Annotated in this window: 15 protein-coding genes; 7 read left to right on the forward strand and 8 right to left on the reverse strand. The window is 39.9% G+C overall.

Features of this window, described 5'->3' with window-relative positions; translation table 11 throughout:
• Positions 1 to 99: 99 nt before the first annotated feature.
• The 3 genes from F984_RS21315 to F984_RS21325 all read right to left on the reverse strand — a co-directional run bounded on the left by F984_RS21315 (position 100) and on the right by F984_RS21325 (position 4,642).
• Positions 100 to 2,235: a 3-hydroxyacyl-CoA dehydrogenase NAD-binding domain-containing protein gene (locus tag F984_RS21315; RefSeq protein WP_004712025.1), complete on the reverse strand. Its 2,136-nt coding sequence runs from the start codon at positions 2,233 to 2,235 to the stop codon at positions 100 to 102.
• Positions 2,236 to 2,255: 20 nt separating this feature from the next.
• Positions 2,256 to 3,461, reverse strand: coding sequence for an acetyl-CoA C-acetyltransferase (locus F984_RS21320; protein WP_004712028.1), 1,206 nt, complete (start codon positions 3,459 to 3,461; stop codon positions 2,256 to 2,258).
• A 170-nt stretch (positions 3,462 to 3,631) separates the two neighbouring features.
• On the reverse strand, positions 3,632 to 4,642 hold the full coding sequence (locus tag F984_RS21325) for an AraC family transcriptional regulator (RefSeq protein ID WP_002051267.1): 1,011 nt from the start codon (positions 4,640 to 4,642) through the stop codon (positions 3,632 to 3,634).
• Between the two features lie 210 nt (positions 4,643 to 4,852).
• Between F984_RS21325 and F984_RS21330 the strand changes: the two genes are divergently transcribed.
• The 6 genes from F984_RS21330 (at position 4,853) to F984_RS21355 (ending at position 12,656) form a co-directional block, all read left to right on the forward strand.
• Positions 4,853 to 5,971, forward strand: a complete 1,119-nt coding sequence (locus tag F984_RS21330) for a CaiB/BaiF CoA transferase family protein (protein ID WP_004712030.1) — start codon at positions 4,853 to 4,855, stop codon at positions 5,969 to 5,971.
• A gap of 155 nt (positions 5,972 to 6,126) precedes the next feature.
• Positions 6,127 to 7,359, forward strand: a complete 1,233-nt coding sequence (locus F984_RS21335; RefSeq protein WP_079377139.1) for a carbohydrate porin — start codon at positions 6,127 to 6,129, stop codon at positions 7,357 to 7,359.
• 174 nt (positions 7,360 to 7,533) lie between these two features.
• Positions 7,534 to 9,939: a glucose/quinate/shikimate family membrane-bound PQQ-dependent dehydrogenase gene (locus F984_RS21340; RefSeq protein ID WP_002051504.1), complete on the forward strand. Its 2,406-nt coding sequence runs from the start codon at positions 7,534 to 7,536 to the stop codon at positions 9,937 to 9,939.
• Positions 9,940 to 10,102: 163 nt separating this feature from the next.
• The gene (locus F984_RS21345; protein ID WP_004712033.1) at positions 10,103 to 11,746 is read left to right on the forward strand and encodes a nitrite/sulfite reductase; all 1,644 of its coding nucleotides are present in this window, start codon (positions 10,103 to 10,105) and stop codon (positions 11,744 to 11,746) included.
• The gene (locus tag F984_RS21350; protein WP_002051429.1) at positions 11,739 to 12,224 is read left to right on the forward strand and encodes a DUF934 domain-containing protein; all 486 of its coding nucleotides are present in this window, start codon (positions 11,739 to 11,741) and stop codon (positions 12,222 to 12,224) included. Before F984_RS21345 ends, F984_RS21350 begins: the two co-directional genes overlap by 8 nt.
• Before the next feature lie 78 nt (positions 12,225 to 12,302).
• Entirely contained in the window at positions 12,303 to 12,656 is a 354-nt protein-coding gene (locus F984_RS21355) for a DMT family transporter (RefSeq protein ID WP_002051463.1), read from the forward strand.
• 52 nt (positions 12,657 to 12,708) lie between these two features.
• Here F984_RS21355 and F984_RS21360 read toward each other — a convergent pair whose 3' ends face one another.
• The 3 genes from F984_RS21360 to F984_RS21370 form a co-directional block, all read right to left on the reverse strand.
• Entirely contained in the window at positions 12,709 to 13,152 is a 444-nt protein-coding gene (locus F984_RS21360; RefSeq protein WP_002051396.1) for a VOC family protein, read from the reverse strand.
• 125 nt (positions 13,153 to 13,277) lie between these two features.
• Entirely contained in the window at positions 13,278 to 14,453 is a 1,176-nt protein-coding gene (locus F984_RS21365; protein ID WP_004712038.1) for a thiolase family protein, read from the reverse strand.
• A 108-nt stretch (positions 14,454 to 14,561) separates the two neighbouring features.
• The gene (locus F984_RS21370; protein ID WP_004712040.1) at positions 14,562 to 15,077 is read right to left on the reverse strand and encodes a GspH/FimT family pseudopilin; all 516 of its coding nucleotides are present in this window, start codon (positions 15,075 to 15,077) and stop codon (positions 14,562 to 14,564) included.
• A gap of 379 nt (positions 15,078 to 15,456) precedes the next feature.
• On the opposite strand from F984_RS21370, the gene omp38 reads away from it, so the two are divergent.
• Positions 15,457 to 16,500, forward strand: coding sequence for an outer membrane protein Omp38 (omp38, locus tag F984_RS21375; RefSeq protein WP_004712042.1), 1,044 nt, complete (start codon positions 15,457 to 15,459; stop codon positions 16,498 to 16,500).
• Between the two features lie 127 nt (positions 16,501 to 16,627).
• On the opposite strand, the gene F984_RS22915 is transcribed toward omp38, so the two are convergent.
• Positions 16,628 to 16,786, reverse strand: a complete 159-nt coding sequence (locus F984_RS22915; protein ID WP_004712046.1) for a hypothetical protein — start codon at positions 16,784 to 16,786, stop codon at positions 16,628 to 16,630.
• Positions 16,787 to 16,789: 3 nt separating this feature from the next.
• The gene (locus F984_RS21385) at positions 16,790 to 17,995 is read right to left on the reverse strand and encodes an RtcB family protein (RefSeq protein WP_004712047.1); all 1,206 of its coding nucleotides are present in this window, start codon (positions 17,993 to 17,995) and stop codon (positions 16,790 to 16,792) included.
• Positions 17,996 to 18,100: the final 105 nt, after the last annotated feature.

Raw genomic sequence — 18,100 nt, forward strand, 5'->3', positions numbered from 1 at the left:
AGGCTGAAATCTTAAAGGTCATAAAGAAAAACCCATATAAATAAAATATATTTATATGGGTAAGGTTTATGCAGTTTTTAAATATTTAATAGATTTAAATTATTGAATATTTTGTTTCTGCTCAGCTTTGGTTTTGAGTAACGCTGGGGGCGTGAAGCGCTCACCATATTTGGCAGCCAACTCTTCAGCACGTTTCTCTGCTTTATCAACACCATACTGATTTAGGAATTGAATCGCTCCGCCAGTCCAAGGTGCATAACCAATTCCAAAAATAGAACCGACATTGGCATCAATAACCGACTCCAACACACCTTCTTCGTAACAACGTAAGGTATCTAAGGCTTGTACAAACAAAATGCGATCTATCATATCCTGCTCAGAAATATCGTGATCTTTCTGCCAGCGGTTTAAGCCTTCCCATAGGTGCTTTTTACCATTCTCAGGATAGTCATAGAAACCTGCGCCAGCAGCTTTACCTTTACGGTTTAACTCATGAATCATGGTATGAATTACTTCATCTACCGGTGTTTTCGGTAGCTCTTTGCCTTCGGCTTGCAGTGCTTTACGTGCTTCACTGGCAACATGCTCGGTCAACGTTAAAGACACTTCATCTTGAATCGCAAGTGGTCCCACAGGCATGCCTGCTTTCAGTGCTGCCATTTCAATACGTGCTGGGTGGACACCTTCGGCAAGCAAGCGCATACCTTCTTGAATAAAAGTACCAAACACACGACTGGTAAAGAAGCCACGGCTATCATTAACAACGATTGGCGTTTTTCCAATTTGCTGTACAAAGTCGTAGGCTTTAGCAAGCGTCTCTGCCGAGGTGTTTTTACCTTTAATAATCTCAACCAACTGCATTTTGTCGACAGGGCTAAAGAAATGCAGACCGATAAACGCTTTATCATCCTTGCTTGCTTGCGCTAAACCTGTAATTGGCAGGGTCGATGTATTTGATGCCATTACGCCATTAGGCACTAAGTATTGTTCAGCTTCTTGAGTGACTTTCGCTTTGAGCTCTTGGTTTTCAAATACGGCTTCAATAATCAGATCACAACCTTGAAGGTCTTGAGCAGAAGCTGTAGCTGTAATAAGCGATAAAATCTGGTCACGTTTTTCTGCCGTCATGCGGCCTTGTGAAACACGTTTATCTAGCAATTTCTGAGAATATGCTTTGCCTTTTTCAGCATTTTCAACAGATACATCTTTAAGGATAACAGGAATGCCTTTAATGGCTGTTGAATATGCAATACCGGCACCCATCATGCCCGCACCTAACACACCAACTTTAGTCGCTTGCCATTTGGCAACATCGGCAGGGCGGCTTGCACCAGACTTAATTGCATTTAGGCCATGCCAGAACGTGCCAATCATATTTTTAGAAATTTGGCCTGTTGTTAGTTGAGTAAAATAGCGAGACTCGATGCGCAACGCTGTATCAACATCAACTTGAGCGCCTTCCACTGCGGCAGCCATAATCGCTTCAGGAGCAGGGTAGCAGCCCTTGGTTTTGTCTTTTAACATGGCTGGTGCAATGGCAAGAACTTGTGCAACTGCCGGAGTTTTTGGATCGCCACCCGGAATTTTATACCCCTTCACATCAAAAGGCTGTTGAGATTTCGGATTGGCTTTGATCCAAGCAATCGCTTTATCTAAAAGTTCTTGTTCATTTTCAGCTGTGTCATGAATTAAGCCTAAAGATTTGGCTTTATCGACACCGAACTGCTTACCTTCCATTAAAAATGGAAATGCATTTTGAAGACCGAGCAAACGGACCATACGTACAATCCCGCCGCCACCCGGAAGTAAACCTAAAGTAACTTCTGGTAGGCCAAATTTGCTTTTTGGGTCATTGATTGCAATACGGTGATGGCAACTTAATGCGATTTCCCATCCTCCGCCCAGGGCCGTGCCATTCAATGCTGCAACAACTGGAACTCCTAGTGTTTCAATCGTTCTTAGATGTCCTTTTAACTTCTCAACCATATTGAAAAAGTCAGTTGCATGCTCAGGTTGAACTTGAATCAGTTCATCTAAATCACCACCAGCAAAGAATGTTTTTTTAGCTGAACGGAAAATAACGCCTGAAAGTTCCGTTTCTGCTTTAAGTTTCTGAGTGACCTCATCAACCGAGTCACGAAACTCAGCATTCATGGTGTTTGCAGATTGTCCAGTTGAATCAAGCGTTAAAATGACAATATTGTCGGCATTTTTTTCGTATTGAATTGCACTCATCTTTATCTATCCCTAAATTTTTATACACGTTCAATAATGGTCGCAATACCCATACCACCGCCGACACAGAGCGTCGCTAAACCGCGCTTTTTATCTTGTCGTTCAAGCTCATCAAGTAGGGTGCCTAAAATCATAGCGCCAGTTGCGCCTAAAGGATGTCCTAAAGCAATTGCACCGCCATTTACATTGACTTTTTCAGCAGGGACGTTGAGTTCATTAATAAAACGCATAACAACTGCTGCGAATGCTTCGTTGACTTCAAATAAGTCAATATCATCAATTGTTAGTCCAGCTTTTTCCAAGGCTTTACGTGCAGCAGGTGCAGGACCAGTTAGCATGATGGTTGGGTCGGTACCAACGAGAGCAGTCGCCAAAACTTTAGCGCGTGGTTTTAAATTTTGTTGTTTGACTGCTTTTTCTGAAGCCAGTAAAACGAGAGCTGCTCCATCGACAATGCCTGATGAGTTACCTGCGTGATGAACATGATTTACTTTTTGTGCTTCTGGATATTTTTGTAAAGCAACTGCATCAAAACCCATTTGCCCCATCATTTCAAAACTTGGGTTGAGTTTTGCAAGGCCTTCGAGTGTGGTATTGCCTTTAATAAATTCATCTTTTTCTAAAATCACCACACCTGCGTGATCTTTGACTGGCACAACTGATTGATCGAAATAACCATTTGCTTGAGCTGCCGCTGCTTTTTGTTGCGACTTCACCGCAAAATTATCAACATCTTCACGGCTATAGCCGTCTAAGGTTGCGATAAGATCAGCCCCGATACCTTGTGGAACAAAAGATGATTTAAGGTTGGTTTCTGGATCTAACGCCCATGGTCCGCCATCAGAACCCATTGGAATACGCGACATTGATTCAACACCGCCAGCAACCACTAAATCTTCCCAACCAGAGCGGACTTTCATGGCTGCCATGTTGACGGCTTCTAAACCTGAAGCACAAAAGCGGTTAATTTGTACGCCAGCAACATCATCATTCCAGCCTGCGGCAATTGCTGCGGTTTTGGCAATGTCCCCACCTTGATCGCCAATTGGCGTTACGCAGCCCAGAACAATGTCGTCCACTTTAGATGTATCAAGCTGATGGCGTTGCTGTAATTCATTTAATAGAGTGGTGAGTAATGTGATTGGTTTTACTTCGTAAAGAGAGCCGTCTTTTTTTCCTTTTCCGCGTGGTGTGCGAATGGCGTCAATAATATAAGCCTCGCTCATAACAGTTCCTTTTTTTATTACTTAAACTTTGTCGTGTTTTGAGTGTACTGTTTTTAAGAGGGAGTGCAATGACGATAAGCACACCAGTCAGGTGATGATTTTTGCCAATAGAGATATAAAAAAGCCCAAGTTGAACTTGGGCTAGATGTGAATATAAAGAGATTTAAGAATTAGTGGTAACCATGTAGTTGGCGATATAAGCCAGGAGTTACACCAGTCCACTTTTTAAATGCACGGTGGAATGTACTGGTTTCACTAAAGCCTACCTGTTGAGCAACATCTTCAAGTGTTAATTCAGGGTTGAGCAATAAGTGAATCGCAGCATCTCGACGTAGAGCGTCTTTTACGCCTTGATAGCTTTTACCTTCAGCAGCTAAGCGGCGGCGTAAAGTTTGCGGAGATAAATACAGCATTGATGCAACGTCGTTAAGCGTTGGCATTTCTTCACCAATTTGACTCTTAAGTACGTCACGAATACGAGAAGTCAGCGAGTTGGTGTTCTTGAATTTTACTAAAAGCTGAGCAGGGGCTGCTTTCAAGAACTCTTCTAGCGTTTTTTCATCTTGACGGATTGGTAAATCAAGATAATCAGCTGCAAAGGTTATTTCAGTACGTGGTGCATCAAACTGCATAACTGGCGCAAAGAATAAAGCATCATATTCATCTGCATGTGCAGGGCGCGGATAGCTAAAATGAACACGTTCTAATGGTAAGCGGCGTTCAATCAGCCAAGATGCCAAACCATGCCAAATCATGAGCATACTTTCAGTAATGAAATGATCTGGATCTAATGTTTTTGGAATGAGAGGTACTAAACGTGCTTCGTGTTTGTCACGCTCTAGCGTTACTGACCATTCATCACCAAATAATTTATAAAACTGAGATGAGAGTTCAAGGGCTTGGCCCAAGGTTTTTGCATGAATAATCAACTGACACATAATGGCAAAAGTGCCCAAACGACGCGGCTGTACATCAAAGCCGACGTGTTCATCTTGTGTGACCATCCATAACATTTTTATAAAACGGGTATATTGTTCTGGTGAGATTCGAGCTTTAGGTTGACGTAATAGTTCCGCTTCGATACCCACATGTGAAAGTAACGTCTCGACATCCATGCCAAGGCGTTTTACGCCTGTCAAAGCCGCATTCACGAAGTGGATGCTAATCGTATCGCGACTCATATTGAATCCTTCAGTCTCTTTGATGTTCACTTTAAATTGACCTAAATGACCGTCTAAAAAAATAAATTGGCGATTTACAACAGTGTAAAAGCACTTTTTACATGTTAAATTGCCGAAATGATCAAGGTAAATGGCTGAACATGACATTGTTTTAGAATATTTGCTTAACTAATATAAAAGAAAATTCGAATAATAGTGGTTAAAAATACGATGACGACAGCATTAAATGGACTTAAAGTTCTCGATTTCTCGACGCTCTTACCTGGACCTTTTGCCACAATGTATTTGGCCGATATGGGGGCAGAAGTCATCCATATCGAATCTCCATCACGTCCAGATCTCATTCGGATAATGCCGCCATATGCCAATGGACAGGCGACTGCACATAGTTATCTAAATCGAAATAAACAGTCGATTGTTCTCGACTTAAAAGATGCTGCCAGTATTGATCTGATAAAAGCCAAGATTTCCGAGTTTGATATTGTCATAGAACAATTTCGACCAGATGTCATGCGCCGTTTAGGATTGGACTATGCAACGCTTGCAGAAATTAACCCGCGTTTAATTTATTGCTCAATTACAGGTTATGGACAAACAGGAAGCTACAAAGATCGAGCTGGACACGACATTAATTACTTAGCTTTAGCAGGTATTTCTGGATATAGTGGCCGACAAGATAGTGGTCCACCACCGCTTGGCATTCAGGTTGCCGATATTGCAGGTGGATCATTACATGCAGTTATTGCGATTTTGGCTGCGGTCGTTGAGCGCAGTCGTAGTGGTATAGGCCAATATATTGATATTTCCATGACGGATTGTGTGGCGAGTCTAAATAGTATGGCTGCGTCAGCTACGCTTGCAGGACAAGTTGAACAGGCGCCAGAACAGGGAATGCTTAATGGAGGTATTTTCTATGACTATTATATGACTCAAGATGGTCGTTATCTTTCGATTGGAAGTCTTGAACCGCAGTTTATGGCTGGCTTATCTGCTGCATTAGATTTACCTGTGTTATTGCAAAAAGGTGCATCATTAGATGCCGAAGATCGACAGGAAGTTAAACAAGCCATTCAGGAAAAAATTAAAACCAAAACATTTAAAGAGTGGCATGAAATTTTTGCAAATCTTGATGTGTGTGTAGAGCCAGTATTGAGTTTAAGTGAGGCTTTAAATTCACCGTTAGCACAACAACGTGGATGGATTGTGAATGTACCTTTGCAAAATAATACGGCAGATACAGAACCTCAAATTGCATGCCCAATTAAGTTCTCACGTTCCCAAATGCGATATTCCTTTGTAGGTCAAAAGCTTGGCGAGGGGCAGTGGTAAGGTTAGAGGGCTATTTCTTATACAGTAAGTACTAAGATTATTATCTGATTAATCAATTGATTAACATTTTGAATAATTTCTTTACATAAAATTAGCGTAACCTTTATAAACAAAGACATAAAAGGTTCGTAAACATGAAAACGCATAAATCTTTGATGGTTTCCTGTTTATCCGTTTTATCAATTACTCTTTTTGTTCAGCATGCACAAGCTGCTGCTGCATTTGACCCAAATAGTTCTTGGATGTTGGGTGATTGGAACGGGCAACGTACAGCGTTACAAGCACAAGGTTATGATTTTTCTTTTGGATATACCGGTGAATATGCCGGTATTTTAGATTCAAAGAATACTTCTACACACGGTAGCGCTTATACAGGGCAACTTGCTTTAGGTTCGCATTTGGACCTAGGTAAAATTTTAGGGTGGCAAGATACTGAAGCTCAAATCACTTTAACTTATCGTGATGGGCAATCGCTTTCTGAACATTCTCCAGCTTTAGCTGGACACATTAGTTCTGCACAAGAAGTGTGGGGGCGTGAGCAAACTTGGCGTTTAACAGACTTGTGGATTAAGAAAAAATTCCTTGATCAGAAGTTAGATGTGAAAGTTGGTCGTTTTGGTGAAGGTGAAGACTTTAATAGTTTTGACTGTGACTTCCAGAACTTGGCCCTCTGTGGTTCACAAGTGGGTAACTGGGTAGGCGATCAGTGGTATAACTGGCCAGTTAGCCAATGGGCAATGCGTGTTAAATATAATGTGCAACCCGATTTATATACGCAAATTGGTGTATATGAATATAACCCAGAGAACTTGGAGCGTGGCAAAGGTTTCAACCTAAGCACAGATGGTTCTCACGGTGCAATTATTCCGGCAGAGGTCGTTTGGTCACCTAAATTAGGCGTGCAAAGCATGCCTGGTGAATACCGTTTAGGTTATTACTACAGCACTGCTGATGCAGAGGAAATTACTAATCCAACCAAAACGTCTCATAAGCAAGGTGTTTGGGTAACTGCGAAACAAAAATTATTCCAGCCAGCTGATCAAACTGATCGCGGTTTAACAGGTTTTGTGAACCTTACTTTCCACGATTCAGATACTAATAAAGTTGATAATATGCAAAATGTAGGCTTAGTCTACAAAGGTTTGCTCAATCAACGTCCACAAGATGAGTTGGCACTTGGCGTTGCTCGTATTCATATCAATGATGACTGGAGCGATATTCAAGCCAAAGAATATGACACTGAATACAATACCGAGCTTTACTATGGTATTCATGCCACTAACTGGCTAACTATTCGTCCAAATGTGCAATATGTTCGTCATGTTGGTGCATTAAAAAATGGTGATAACACTTGGGTAGGCGGTATTAAATTCTCAACCGTATTCTAAGTAATTATTCCGAAAAACGGATTGTCGAGGGCTAAATCATTGATTGAAGTATCCAGACCTTCCGTTTTTTTCTTTATGCCTGAATTTTGTTTTATATGTATTGGTGATGCCATTTTTCTATAAGGTTTTTGGCACATCTTTCCGATAAAAATGATGATTGATAAGAGGTGGTTTATGAATCAACCTTCTTCAAGATCAGGATTAACGACGTTTACCGTAATCATTATTGGGTTATTGGCGTTATTCCTGTTAATTGGAGGTATTTGGCTCGCTACACTAGGCGGTTCAATTTACTACATTGTAGCTGGAGTCTTACTTCTCATTGTTACATGGCAACTCTACAAGCGCGCTTCAACTGCTTTGTGGGTTTATGCTGCATTAATGCTAGGTACTATTATCTGGAGTGTCTGGGAAGTTGGAACAGACTTTTGGGCGCTTGCACCTCGTTTAGATATTTTAGGTATTCTTGGTTTATGGTTATTGGTTCCGGCAGTGACTCGTGGAATCAACAACCTTGGATCAAGTAAAGTTGCCTTATCTTCAACTTTAGCGATTGCAATCGTGTTGATGGTTTATTCTATCTTCAACGATCCACAAGAAATTAATGGTGAGATCAAAACTCCTCAACCAGAAACTGCTCAAGCCGTTCCAGGTGTAGCAGAGAGTGATTGGCCAGCTTATGGTCGTACTCAAGCTGGTGAGCGTTATTCTCCGCTCAAACAAATTAATGACCAAAATGTCAAAGATTTGAAAGTAGCATGGACACTACGTACTGGTGATTTCAAAACAGATAATGATTCTGGTGAAACAACCAATCAGGTTACGCCAATTAAAATTGGTAATAACATGTTTATCTGTACGGCTCACCAACAATTAATTGCGATTGATCCGGCTACTGGTAAAGAAAAATGGCGTTTTGATCCGAAACTTAAAACGGATAAATCGTTCCAGCATTTAACTTGTCGTGGTGTAATGTACTACGATGCAAACAATACTACTGAGTTTGCAACGAGCCTCCAAAGCAAGAAATCTAGCTCTACACAATGTCCACGTAAAGTCTTTGTTCCAGTTAATGACGGGCGCTTAGTTGCTGTGAATGCTGACACTGGTAAAGCATGTACTGACTTTGGTCAAAATGGTGAAGTGAACTTACAAGAGTTTATGCCATATGCTTATCCAGGTGGTTATAACCCAACGTCTCCTGGTGTTGTGACAGGTTCAACAGTAGTTATTGCTGGTTCTGTGACAGACAACTATTCAAATAAAGAGCCATCTGGTGTGATTCGTGGATATGACGTGAACACTGGTAAGCTTCTTTGGGTATTTGATACTGGCGCAGCAGATCCAAATGCTATGCCAGGTGAAGGCACAACTTTTGTTCATAACTCTCCAAATGCTTGGGCTCCTTTAGCATACGATGCCAAACTTGATATCGTTTATGTTCCAACAGGTGTAGGTACTCCAGATATTTGGGGTGGTGACCGTACCGAGTTGAAAGAACGTTATGCAAACTCTATGTTAGCGATTAATGCTTCAACTGGTAAATTGATTTGGAACTTCCAGACAACCCATCACGACTTATGGGATATGGACGTACCGTCACAACCATCTTTGGCAGATATTAAAGACAAATCTGGTAAAACTGTTCCAGCAATTTATGTATTGACCAAAACAGGTAATGCCTTTGTTCTTGATCGCCGTAATGGTCAGCCAATTGTTCCTGTAACTGAGAAACCAGTTCCACAAACAGTTAAACGCGGACCACAGACTAAAGGCGAGCATTATTCAAAAACTCAGCCATTCTCTGACTTGAACTTGGCACCACAAGATAAATTGACTGATAAAGATATGTGGGGTGCCACTATGCTTGATCAGCTTATGTGTCGTGTGTCATTCAAACGTCTCAATTACGATGGTATTTATACACCACCATCTGAAAACGGTACTTTAGTTTTCCCTGGTAACTTAGGTGTGTTTGAATGGGGCGGTATGTCAGTTAACCCTGATCGTCAAGTTGCTGTCATGAATCCGATTGGCTTGCCATTTGTAAGTCGTCTAATTCCTGCTGATCCAAACCGCGCGCAAACTGCAAAAGGTGCAGGTACTGAGCAAGGTGTTCAGCCAATGTATGGCGTACCGTATGGTGTAGAAATCAGCGCATTCCTATCTCCGCTTGGTTTACCTTGTAAACAACCAGCTTGGGGATATGTGGCTGGCGTAGATTTGAAAACTCATGAAGTCGTTTGGAAAAAACGTATTGGTACTATCCGTGATAGCTTACCAAAACTGTTCCAATTACCAGCTGTGAAAATTGGTGTTCCTGGTTTAGGTGGTTCAATCTCTACTGCCGGTAATGTTATGTTTGTTGGTGCAACTCAAGATAATTACATCCGTGCCTTTAACGTCACGAATGGTAAGAAATTATGGGAAGCACGTTTACCAGCAGGTGGACAAGCAACACCAATGACTTATGAAATCAACGGTAAGCAATATGTTGTGATCATGGCCGGTGGTCATGGTTCATTTGGTACAAAAATGGGCGACTATTTAGTGGCTTATGCATTGCCAGATAACAAATAAACGTTTGCTATCAAAAAAGCCCAGATTTATCTGGGCTTTTTTATATCGATGTATATAAGCTTATCAATAAAATCGTTATTAAATATGCAAAAAAAGCATTTTATTGATGAATAAAAGCTCGCTATGCTATCCGCCTTAATAATGAATCTACTAGCCATACGCCATGTATTTATATACCGATTTCGACCAGCAGCTGGTTAATGAACGAGTTGCTCAGTTCCGTGATCAGACTGAACGCTATTTAGCTGGCAAACTTTCTGAAGATGAATATCGTCCATTACGTTTGCAAAATGGTTTATATGTGCAACGTTATGCGCCTATGCTGCGTATTGCTGTGCCGTATGGCTTAATGAATTCTAAACAATTACGTAAAGTTGCTGAAGTTTCAACAAAATATGATCGTGGTTATGCACACGTATCAACACGTCAAAACATTCAGTTAAACTGGCCTGCACTTGAAGATGTGCCAGATATTTTGGCAGAACTTGCAACTGTACAAATGCATGCTATTCAAACTAGTGGTAACTGTATACGCAACACGACAACTGACCAATATGCGGGTGTGGTTGCTGGTGAAATTGCAGACCCTCGCCCAACATGTGAATTGATTCGTCAGTGGAGTACATTCCACCCTGAATTTGCATTCTTGCCACGTAAGTTCAAAATTGCTGTTTCTGCACTTGAAGAAAAAGATCGCGCAGCAACTGCATTTCACGATATTGGTGTTTATATCGTGCGTAATGAGGCAGGTGAAATTGGCTATAAAATTATGGCTGGTGGTGGTTTAGGCCGTACTCCAATCATTGGTAGTGTCATTCGTGAGTTTTTACCACGTGAAGATTTAATTGCTTACTTAGAAGCTGTTCTACGTGTTTATAACTTGCATGGCCGTCGTGATAACAAATATAAAGCGCGTATCAAAATCTTGGTTAAAGCATTAACACCTGAAGTATTTGCACAGAAAGTTGAAGCTGAATTTGAACACACACGTGAAGCACTAAAAATTCAGCCAGAAATCTTGAAAAAACTGGATGAAGAGTTCACTCCGTTTGATTATCAAGATTTGGCAGATGAAGATTTCACGGATTTATTCGCTGAGCATCCAAAATTCAAACAATGGTTCAATATCAACACGCATGCACATAAAGTGAAAGGCTATCGTATTGTTACGATTTCTCTAAAACGTGCAGGCATCGCACCGGGTGATATGACCACCGAAGAAATGAATTTTATTGCAGATCTTGCTGATAAATATACGTTCGGTGAGCTTCGTACCACTCACGAACAAAATATTGCTTTGGCAGATGTGCCTCAAAAAGACTTGTTCGATGTATGGCAAGCACTTGAACAACACAATATGGCACGTGCACATATCGGCTTTATTACCGATATTATTAGCTGCCCGGGTGGTGATTTCTGTTCACTTGCAAATGCGAAATCAATTCCAATTGCTGAAGCGATTACACGTCGTTTTGAAGACTTAGACAAAGTTTATGATCTTGGTCATTTAGACCTAAATATTTCTGGTTGTATGAATGCTTGTGGTCACCACCACGTGGGTAACATCGGTATTTTAGGTGTAGATAAAAAAGGCGCTGAGTTCTACCAAATTACATTAGGTGGTAATTCAGACCATGATGCCTCTATCGGTGACATCTTAGGCCCATCATTTGCAGCAGATGCTGTTCCAGACGTTATTGAAGAAGTATTAAATACTTATCTTGATTTACGTACTGAAGGTGAGCGTTTCGTCGATACATATCGCCGTGTAGGAATTCAACCATTTAAGGAGCGTGCATATGCTTAATACAGCTCTACCAGTGCTTTATAAAGACGGCACGATTGCAGACAATACTTATCAAATCATTGCAGAAGATGGTGTGGTTCCTCAAGGTGATGTTGTTGTAACAACAGCTCAACTCGATCAATTAACTAATGTTCAAGGCAAAAAAGCTTTGTATGTGACTGTGAGCGATTCACCAGAAGATCATACATTCCCACTTAGCGAACTCGATGCGATCTTTATTGAGTTTGCTGGCTTTGGTGATGGTCGTGGATATTCATTTGCAGCGTTATTACGTCGTCAAGGTTTCCAAGGTGAACTGCGTGCAACTGGCGATGTGTTTAAGGATGTCTTAAACTACTTAAAGCGCTCAGGTTTTGATAGTTTTGTAATTAAGGAAGGTAAAGATGTGCAAGAGGCGGCAGCTGGTTTGCAAGACTTTACCAACCCGTACCAAGCTTCAACAGCCGTACCGCAAGCAAGTTATCAAACTGGTGCTTAAATAATTTTAAATGAAGAAGCTGAACTTAGGTTCAGCTTTTTTTATAATTACTTTTTAATAAATGAATGAAGAATAAGAATGTTAGGCTTAATTTCAAAAATAAATCCCGGTGCTTGGTGGTTAATATTTGCTATTGCGACAGATGTGCTCTCAACATTTTATTCGGCTAAAGGCAATGGATTAGTTAATAAAACTGCTCAAGGAATTGCTCTAGTTTTATATATTGGGTCTTTTGCATGTGCAGCTATTGCTTTGAAATATATGCAGGCGGGAATTTTATATGTGCTTTGGTCTGGAATAGGTGTATTAGCAACTGCTTTTCTTGCAAAGATTTTTCTTGGGCAGAATATTGATGTAGCTGGATGGGTAGGTATAGGTTTTATTACCGTTGGTTTAATGATTATTGCGCAGTATTCTAATATTAATGTTTAAGACCCTTATAGAAATAGTAAGTGTCTCTATAAGGGGCTGATCTTAAAAAATATTATGTATCAAGCTGACAGTTAACCATCCACTTTATGCCAAACTGATCGGTAAATGCACCGTATAATGCACCCCAGAAAGTTTTTTCTAATGGCATTTCAACTTGTCCATTTACAGATAGAGCATCGAACAGCTGTTTTGCTTTTTCTTGCTCATCTTTTTCAAGGTTGATTGCGATGTAATGATTATTACCTTTAGTAAATACACTATTCGGGGTACAGAATTGATCGATAGTGTCTGATGCCATGAGTACTGTGTACTCATTAATCGGTAGAGAAACGTGCAGCACTAAATTTTTTTCGGCTTCAGATAATGTTACACCCTCATTAGGTGGCATGTCGCTATAACGGCTCAGCATAGCAAATTCACCACCAAAGACCGATTTATAAAAATTAAAGGCTTGTTCTGCCTGACCTTGGAAATTGAGATAGTGATTGAGTTGCATTGTTATTGTCCATTGTTGTTTTCGTTTAAAGGAATAAGTTAAAACTTAAAAGTGATTTTGTGGGTCTTTTTTTGTAAATTTTTCATAAAAAATCCCACCGAAGTGGGATTTTAAACAGATTTTAATTAAAGAATTTCGATGGCAACAGCTGTTGCTTCACCACCACCAATACAAAGTGCGGCAATACCTTTTTTACCGCCAGTGCGTTTAAGCGCATGAATAAGTGTAAGAATAATGCGAGAACCTGTAGAACCTACCGGATGACCTAGGGCACAAGCCCCCCCATTGATATTTACTTTCTCTGCATCAAGTTTGAAATCATCAATTGGACACATGGTAACCATAGCAAATGCTTCATTAATTTCCCAAAGGTCAACGTCCTGAGCATTCCATCCAGCTTTTTTAAGAACTTTCTCGATAGCACCCACAGGAGCGATGGTAAATTCTGAAGGATGCTGAGAATTTGAAGCTGTCGCAATAATTTTAGCAAGCGGTTGTAAGCCACGTTGTGCTGCAACTTCACTTGATGTTAACACCAATGCAGAAGCACCATCAGAAATAGAACTCGCATTTGCTGCGGTAATTGTACCGTCTTTTGCAAAAGCTGGTTTAAGTGAAGGAATTTTATCAATCTTCGCATTTAAAGGTTGTTCATCTTGGTCAACAATCACATCGCCTTTACGTGTAGAGACAGTAACAGGGACGATTTCATCTTTGAAATAGCCTTCAGTAATTGCAGTTTGAGCACGTTTTAAAGAACGAATGGCAAAGTCATCCATTTGCTCACGTGTATAGCCACGTGTATTTGCCATATCTTGAGCAAATGAACCCATTAAACGACCCGTTTCAGCATCTTCTAAACCGTCGAAGAACATATGGTCTTTAATTTCGCCATGACCCATACGGTAACCAGCACGTGCTTTGGGCAATACATAAGGAGCATTAGTCATTGACTCCATGCCACCTGCAACCACAATTTCAGCACTGCCTGCTTTGATCATGTCTGCTGCTTGCATCACGGCTTTCATGCCTGACCCACAAAGCTTATTAATCGTCACTGCACCTGTAGAGTCAGGTAAACCAGCTTTACGCATCGCTTGACGAGCAGGGCCTTGTTTTAAACCCGCAGGTAGTACACAACCCATAATGACTTCTTCGACATCAGTAGGTTGCAAGCCTGCTCGTGCGATTGCTTCTTTAATTGTTACTGCACCTAGTTCAGGAGCAGTTAGACCAGATAGTGATCCTTGAAAACCACCCATAGCAGTACGAGCACCATTAACAATTACGATGTCAGTCATTGTTGTAATCTCCGATTGTTCTTTATCTCAAATTAAGAAAACATTAAAACTTAAGCAGTATATTGCAAAATGAGGGATGTATTGGTCTCGGCATTAGACTGTAGAGTTCTAACAATTTTTTAATTCTTCGACACGCACATGCCCCATTTTGCTAAGAACTAATTTAAAATTTTTAAGCTGATCATAAGAACAGTAAATAAAACTACCATTAGACTCGATTGGAAGTCCCGAGCTTCCTTGAAAAACAATACTATTTTGTTTTTTACCAAAACGTTGTAATTTCATAGAACCATAAGTATGGTTAAGATCTATAGAGGTTAATAATTCTTCATTTAAATCATGCTGTAGATTACGGTTACTATCTATGAAGCTGATTAAGTGTTTATTCCAATCTGTATTACAGATTACCTGATCTGAACTTGGACACAGAACAATGTTCTTATGCTTAATAATTGCGTCCGATTTGGCTTTTTGTATATGAATTGTGAGTACACGCGAAGTATTTTTTAATTCTACAGATGCCATAAATTGATGGTATAAAGGAATGGCTATAACTGACATAATCACAAGAATTACGAGGGTTATAGAGAGCTCAACTATAGTAAAACCAGGAGATCTAAACATTAAGAAACCTTAATATATGTATAAATAGAGCAATTTTATGTTTTCTGACAATGATTTATATTATTTTTTATAATAAGGAAACACAAAATTAAATAAGGGTTATCAGTTGGCTAGAATACTGGTAAAATCACCGTAAGCGAAACAAAGAAGTTATTCATTTTTGCTAGTTGAGTAAAAAATTACCGAATTACAACGGAAATTGTAAGTAATTTTGTCAATAATTTACTTGATTAAAATTATCAAGCACTTGGAAAGTTTATCAAGTGTTTGTATGATTCAAATGTGAATAGCTTAAAAATAATACTGGGGTAAAAATATCTCAGGGGCCAATAAATTTAGGCTGAGCTTGAACAACAATTGTTATCTCTGGAGGATATCCATGAAATTGAGTCGTATTGCACTTGCTACTATGCTTGTTGCTGCTCCATTAGCTGCTGCTAATGCTGGCGTAACAGTTACTCCATTATTGCTTGGTTACACTTGGCAAGACAGCCAACACAACAATGGTGGTGACAAAGGTAGTTTAACAAACAGCCCTGAACTTCAAAATGATTTATTCGTTGGTGCAGCTTTAGGTATTGAGTTAACACCATGGTTAGGTTTTGAAGCTGAATATAACCAAGTTAAAGGTGATGTAGATCCGAGCTACGGTGAATACAAACAAAAACAAATCAATGGTAACTTCTATGTTACTTCTGATTTAATCACTAAAAACTATGACAGTAAATTTAAGCCTTACGTATTGTTAGGTGCTGGTCATTATAAATATGACTTTGATGATGCTCGTTTAGCTTATCATAATGGTGAAGAAGGTACTTTAGGTAACGCTGGTATCGGTGCTTTCTATCGCTTAAACGATGCTTTATCTCTTCGTACAGAAGCTCGTGGTACTTATAACTTTGATGAACAATTCTGGAACTATACAGCTCTTGCTGGTTTAAACGTAGTTCTTGGTGGTCACTTGAAGCCTGCTGCTCCTGTAGTAGAAGTTGCTCCAGTTGAACCAACTCCAGTTGCTCCACAACCACAAGAGTTAACTGAAGACCTTAACATGGAACTTCGTGTGTTCTTTGATACTAACAAATCAAACATCAAAGACCAATACAAGCCAGAAATCGCTAAAGTTGCTGAGAAGTTAACTGAATACCCTAACGCTACTGCACGTATCGAAGGTCACACAGATAACACTGGTCCACGTAAGTTGAACGAACGTTTATCTTTAGCTCGTGCTAACTCTGTTAAATCAGCTCTTGTAAACGAATACAATGTTGACGCTTCTCGTTTGTCTACTCAAGGTTTCGCTTGGGATCAACCGATTGCTGACAACAAAACTAAAGAAGGTCGTGCTATGAACCGTCGTGTATTCGCGACAATTACTGGTAGCCGTACTGTAGTAGTTCAACCTGGTCAACAAGCTCAATAATTTGAGTTTCTGAACAGTAAAAAAGCGACTCGTTAGAGTCGCTTTTTTTATTGCGATTTTTAAAATATTTTTTCATTTCTCTATCTCCTTGATAATATGTACTCAGTTGTTCATGGTTAGATCAGTTTTACCAAACACCTTTTTTTAATTGCTGTTTAGTATCTTGTCTATCTCGACGATGCTGTGCACGAGGTTTTTCTGTCTCATGCATGCCACCTTTTTGAAGTAAAGGTGAAAGGGCTACGTGGTTGCGAGCCTTAATTTTTGGCATTTCTTTAATTTTCATGTTTTAACCTTTAATACATAAAACTTGTTTCAGTGTATGGACCACTTCAATAAGATCTGACTGGTTCGCTATAACTTCATCAATGTCCTTATAAGCGCTTGGAATCTCATCGACAACACCACTGTCTTTACGACATTCAATTCCTTGCGTTTGTTCAATTAAGTCTTGTTGATTAAAAAGTATTTTTGCCTTGCTTCGGCTCATTTTGCGGCCAGCTCCGTGAGAGCAAGAACAAAAAGACTCAGGATTAGCTTTTCCTCTAACAATATAAGAGCGTGCTCCCATAGAACCTGGAATAATTCCTAACTCATCTAAACCCGCTCTAATCGCTCCTTTTCTGGTAACTAAAAGATTTTCACCAAAATGGGTTTCTCGACTTACATAATTATGATGGCAATTAATTGCTTCTTTTGTCATTTGAAAAGAGGGTAGAAGAGGTCGAATTGCTTCTAAGATTAATCGCATCATTTCTTTGCGATTTTCGAAAGCATATTCTTGTGCCCATTCCACAGCTTCTACATAATCATTGAAACTGTTTGAACCTCCAGCAAAATAACTTAGGTCTTTATCAGGTACATGCCCGAAGCGATGTTGTGCTTCTTTCTTGGCGAGTTCAATAAAATAAGTACCAATGACATTACCAAGACCGCGACTACCTGAATGGAGCATGACCCATACATCTTGATTTTCATCAATACATAACTCTATAAAATGATTACCACCTCCTAATGTCCCTAATTGTTTTTGCCAAGTTGCATCAAACTGCCGAAGCATACGAACTAGACCTGGATGTTTCTTTATAATCGGTTGTAAACGCTTTTCGAGTGGAATAATACTCGACGCTTTCGCTTTGACCTGTTTATGTAAAGCAAAACCGACGGGTACTTTACGTTCGATTGCATCACGTAAACGGCTTAAGTTATCTGGAAGTTGTGACGCTTTTAGACTCAAACGAATTGCATTCATTCCACAACCAATATCTAAACCAACTGCAGCTGGAATAATTGCATGTTTAGTCGGAATAACACTACCTACAGTCGCGCCTTTTCCTACGTGAACATCTGGCATAACAGCAATATGTGAGTATATGAATTGCAGCTGTGCCATTTTCTTTAGTTGTTCGATACTTTCACTATCTATATCTTGAGTGAAAATTTTAACCGGCACACCATAGAGCGCCTCTTCGTTTAATATTTTTTGTATGCCCATAATTTTTCTCTTATTTTTCTGTCCGAATAGGCATAAAAAAACCTAGCGAATGCTAGGTCTTAAATTCGAGCATTCGGACAAGTGAATTAAATTTGTACACTTGTC

Origin of the sequence: Acinetobacter nosocomialis NIPH 2119, from assembly GCF_000368085.1 — a bacterium.
Lineage (GTDB): Bacteria > Pseudomonadota > Gammaproteobacteria > Pseudomonadales > Moraxellaceae > Acinetobacter > Acinetobacter nosocomialis.

What these genes read in the sequence shown, in the direction of transcription:
- F984_RS21350 (WP_002051429.1), top strand. Translation starts at nt 11,739, where the DNA reads ATGCTTAATACAGCTCTACCAGTGCTTTATAAAGACGGCACGATTGCA.
- F984_RS21370 (WP_004712040.1), bottom strand. Translation starts at nt 15,077, where the DNA reads ATGTTTAGATCTCCTGGTTTTACTATAGTTGAGCTCTCTATAACCCTC.
- F984_RS21360 (WP_002051396.1), bottom strand. Translation starts at nt 13,152, where the DNA reads ATGCAACTCAATCACTATCTCAATTTCCAAGGTCAGGCAGAACAAGCC.
- omp38 (WP_004712042.1), top strand. Translation starts at nt 15,457, where the DNA reads ATGAAATTGAGTCGTATTGCACTTGCTACTATGCTTGTTGCTGCTCCA.
- F984_RS21385 (WP_004712047.1), bottom strand. Translation starts at nt 17,995, where the DNA reads ATGGGCATACAAAAAATATTAAACGAAGAGGCGCTCTATGGTGTGCCG.
- F984_RS21315 (WP_004712025.1), bottom strand. Translation starts at nt 2,235, where the DNA reads ATGAGTGCAATTCAATACGAAAAAAATGCCGACAATATTGTCATTTTA.
- F984_RS21345 (WP_004712033.1), top strand. Translation starts at nt 10,103, where the DNA reads ATGTATTTATATACCGATTTCGACCAGCAGCTGGTTAATGAACGAGTT.
- F984_RS21355 (WP_002051463.1), top strand. Translation starts at nt 12,303, where the DNA reads ATGTTAGGCTTAATTTCAAAAATAAATCCCGGTGCTTGGTGGTTAATA.
- F984_RS21340 (WP_002051504.1), top strand. Translation starts at nt 7,534, where the DNA reads ATGAATCAACCTTCTTCAAGATCAGGATTAACGACGTTTACCGTAATC.
- F984_RS21335 (WP_079377139.1), top strand. Translation starts at nt 6,127, where the DNA reads ATGGTTTCCTGTTTATCCGTTTTATCAATTACTCTTTTTGTTCAGCAT.
- F984_RS21365 (WP_004712038.1), bottom strand. Translation starts at nt 14,453, where the DNA reads ATGACTGACATCGTAATTGTTAATGGTGCTCGTACTGCTATGGGTGGT.
- F984_RS21325 (WP_002051267.1), bottom strand. Translation starts at nt 4,642, where the DNA reads ATGAGTCGCGATACGATTAGCATCCACTTCGTGAATGCGGCTTTGACA.
- F984_RS21320 (WP_004712028.1), bottom strand. Translation starts at nt 3,461, where the DNA reads ATGAGCGAGGCTTATATTATTGACGCCATTCGCACACCACGCGGAAAA.
- F984_RS21330 (WP_004712030.1), top strand. Translation starts at nt 4,853, where the DNA reads ATGACGACAGCATTAAATGGACTTAAAGTTCTCGATTTCTCGACGCTC.
- F984_RS22915 (WP_004712046.1), bottom strand. Translation starts at nt 16,786, where the DNA reads ATGAAAATTAAAGAAATGCCAAAAATTAAGGCTCGCAACCACGTAGCC.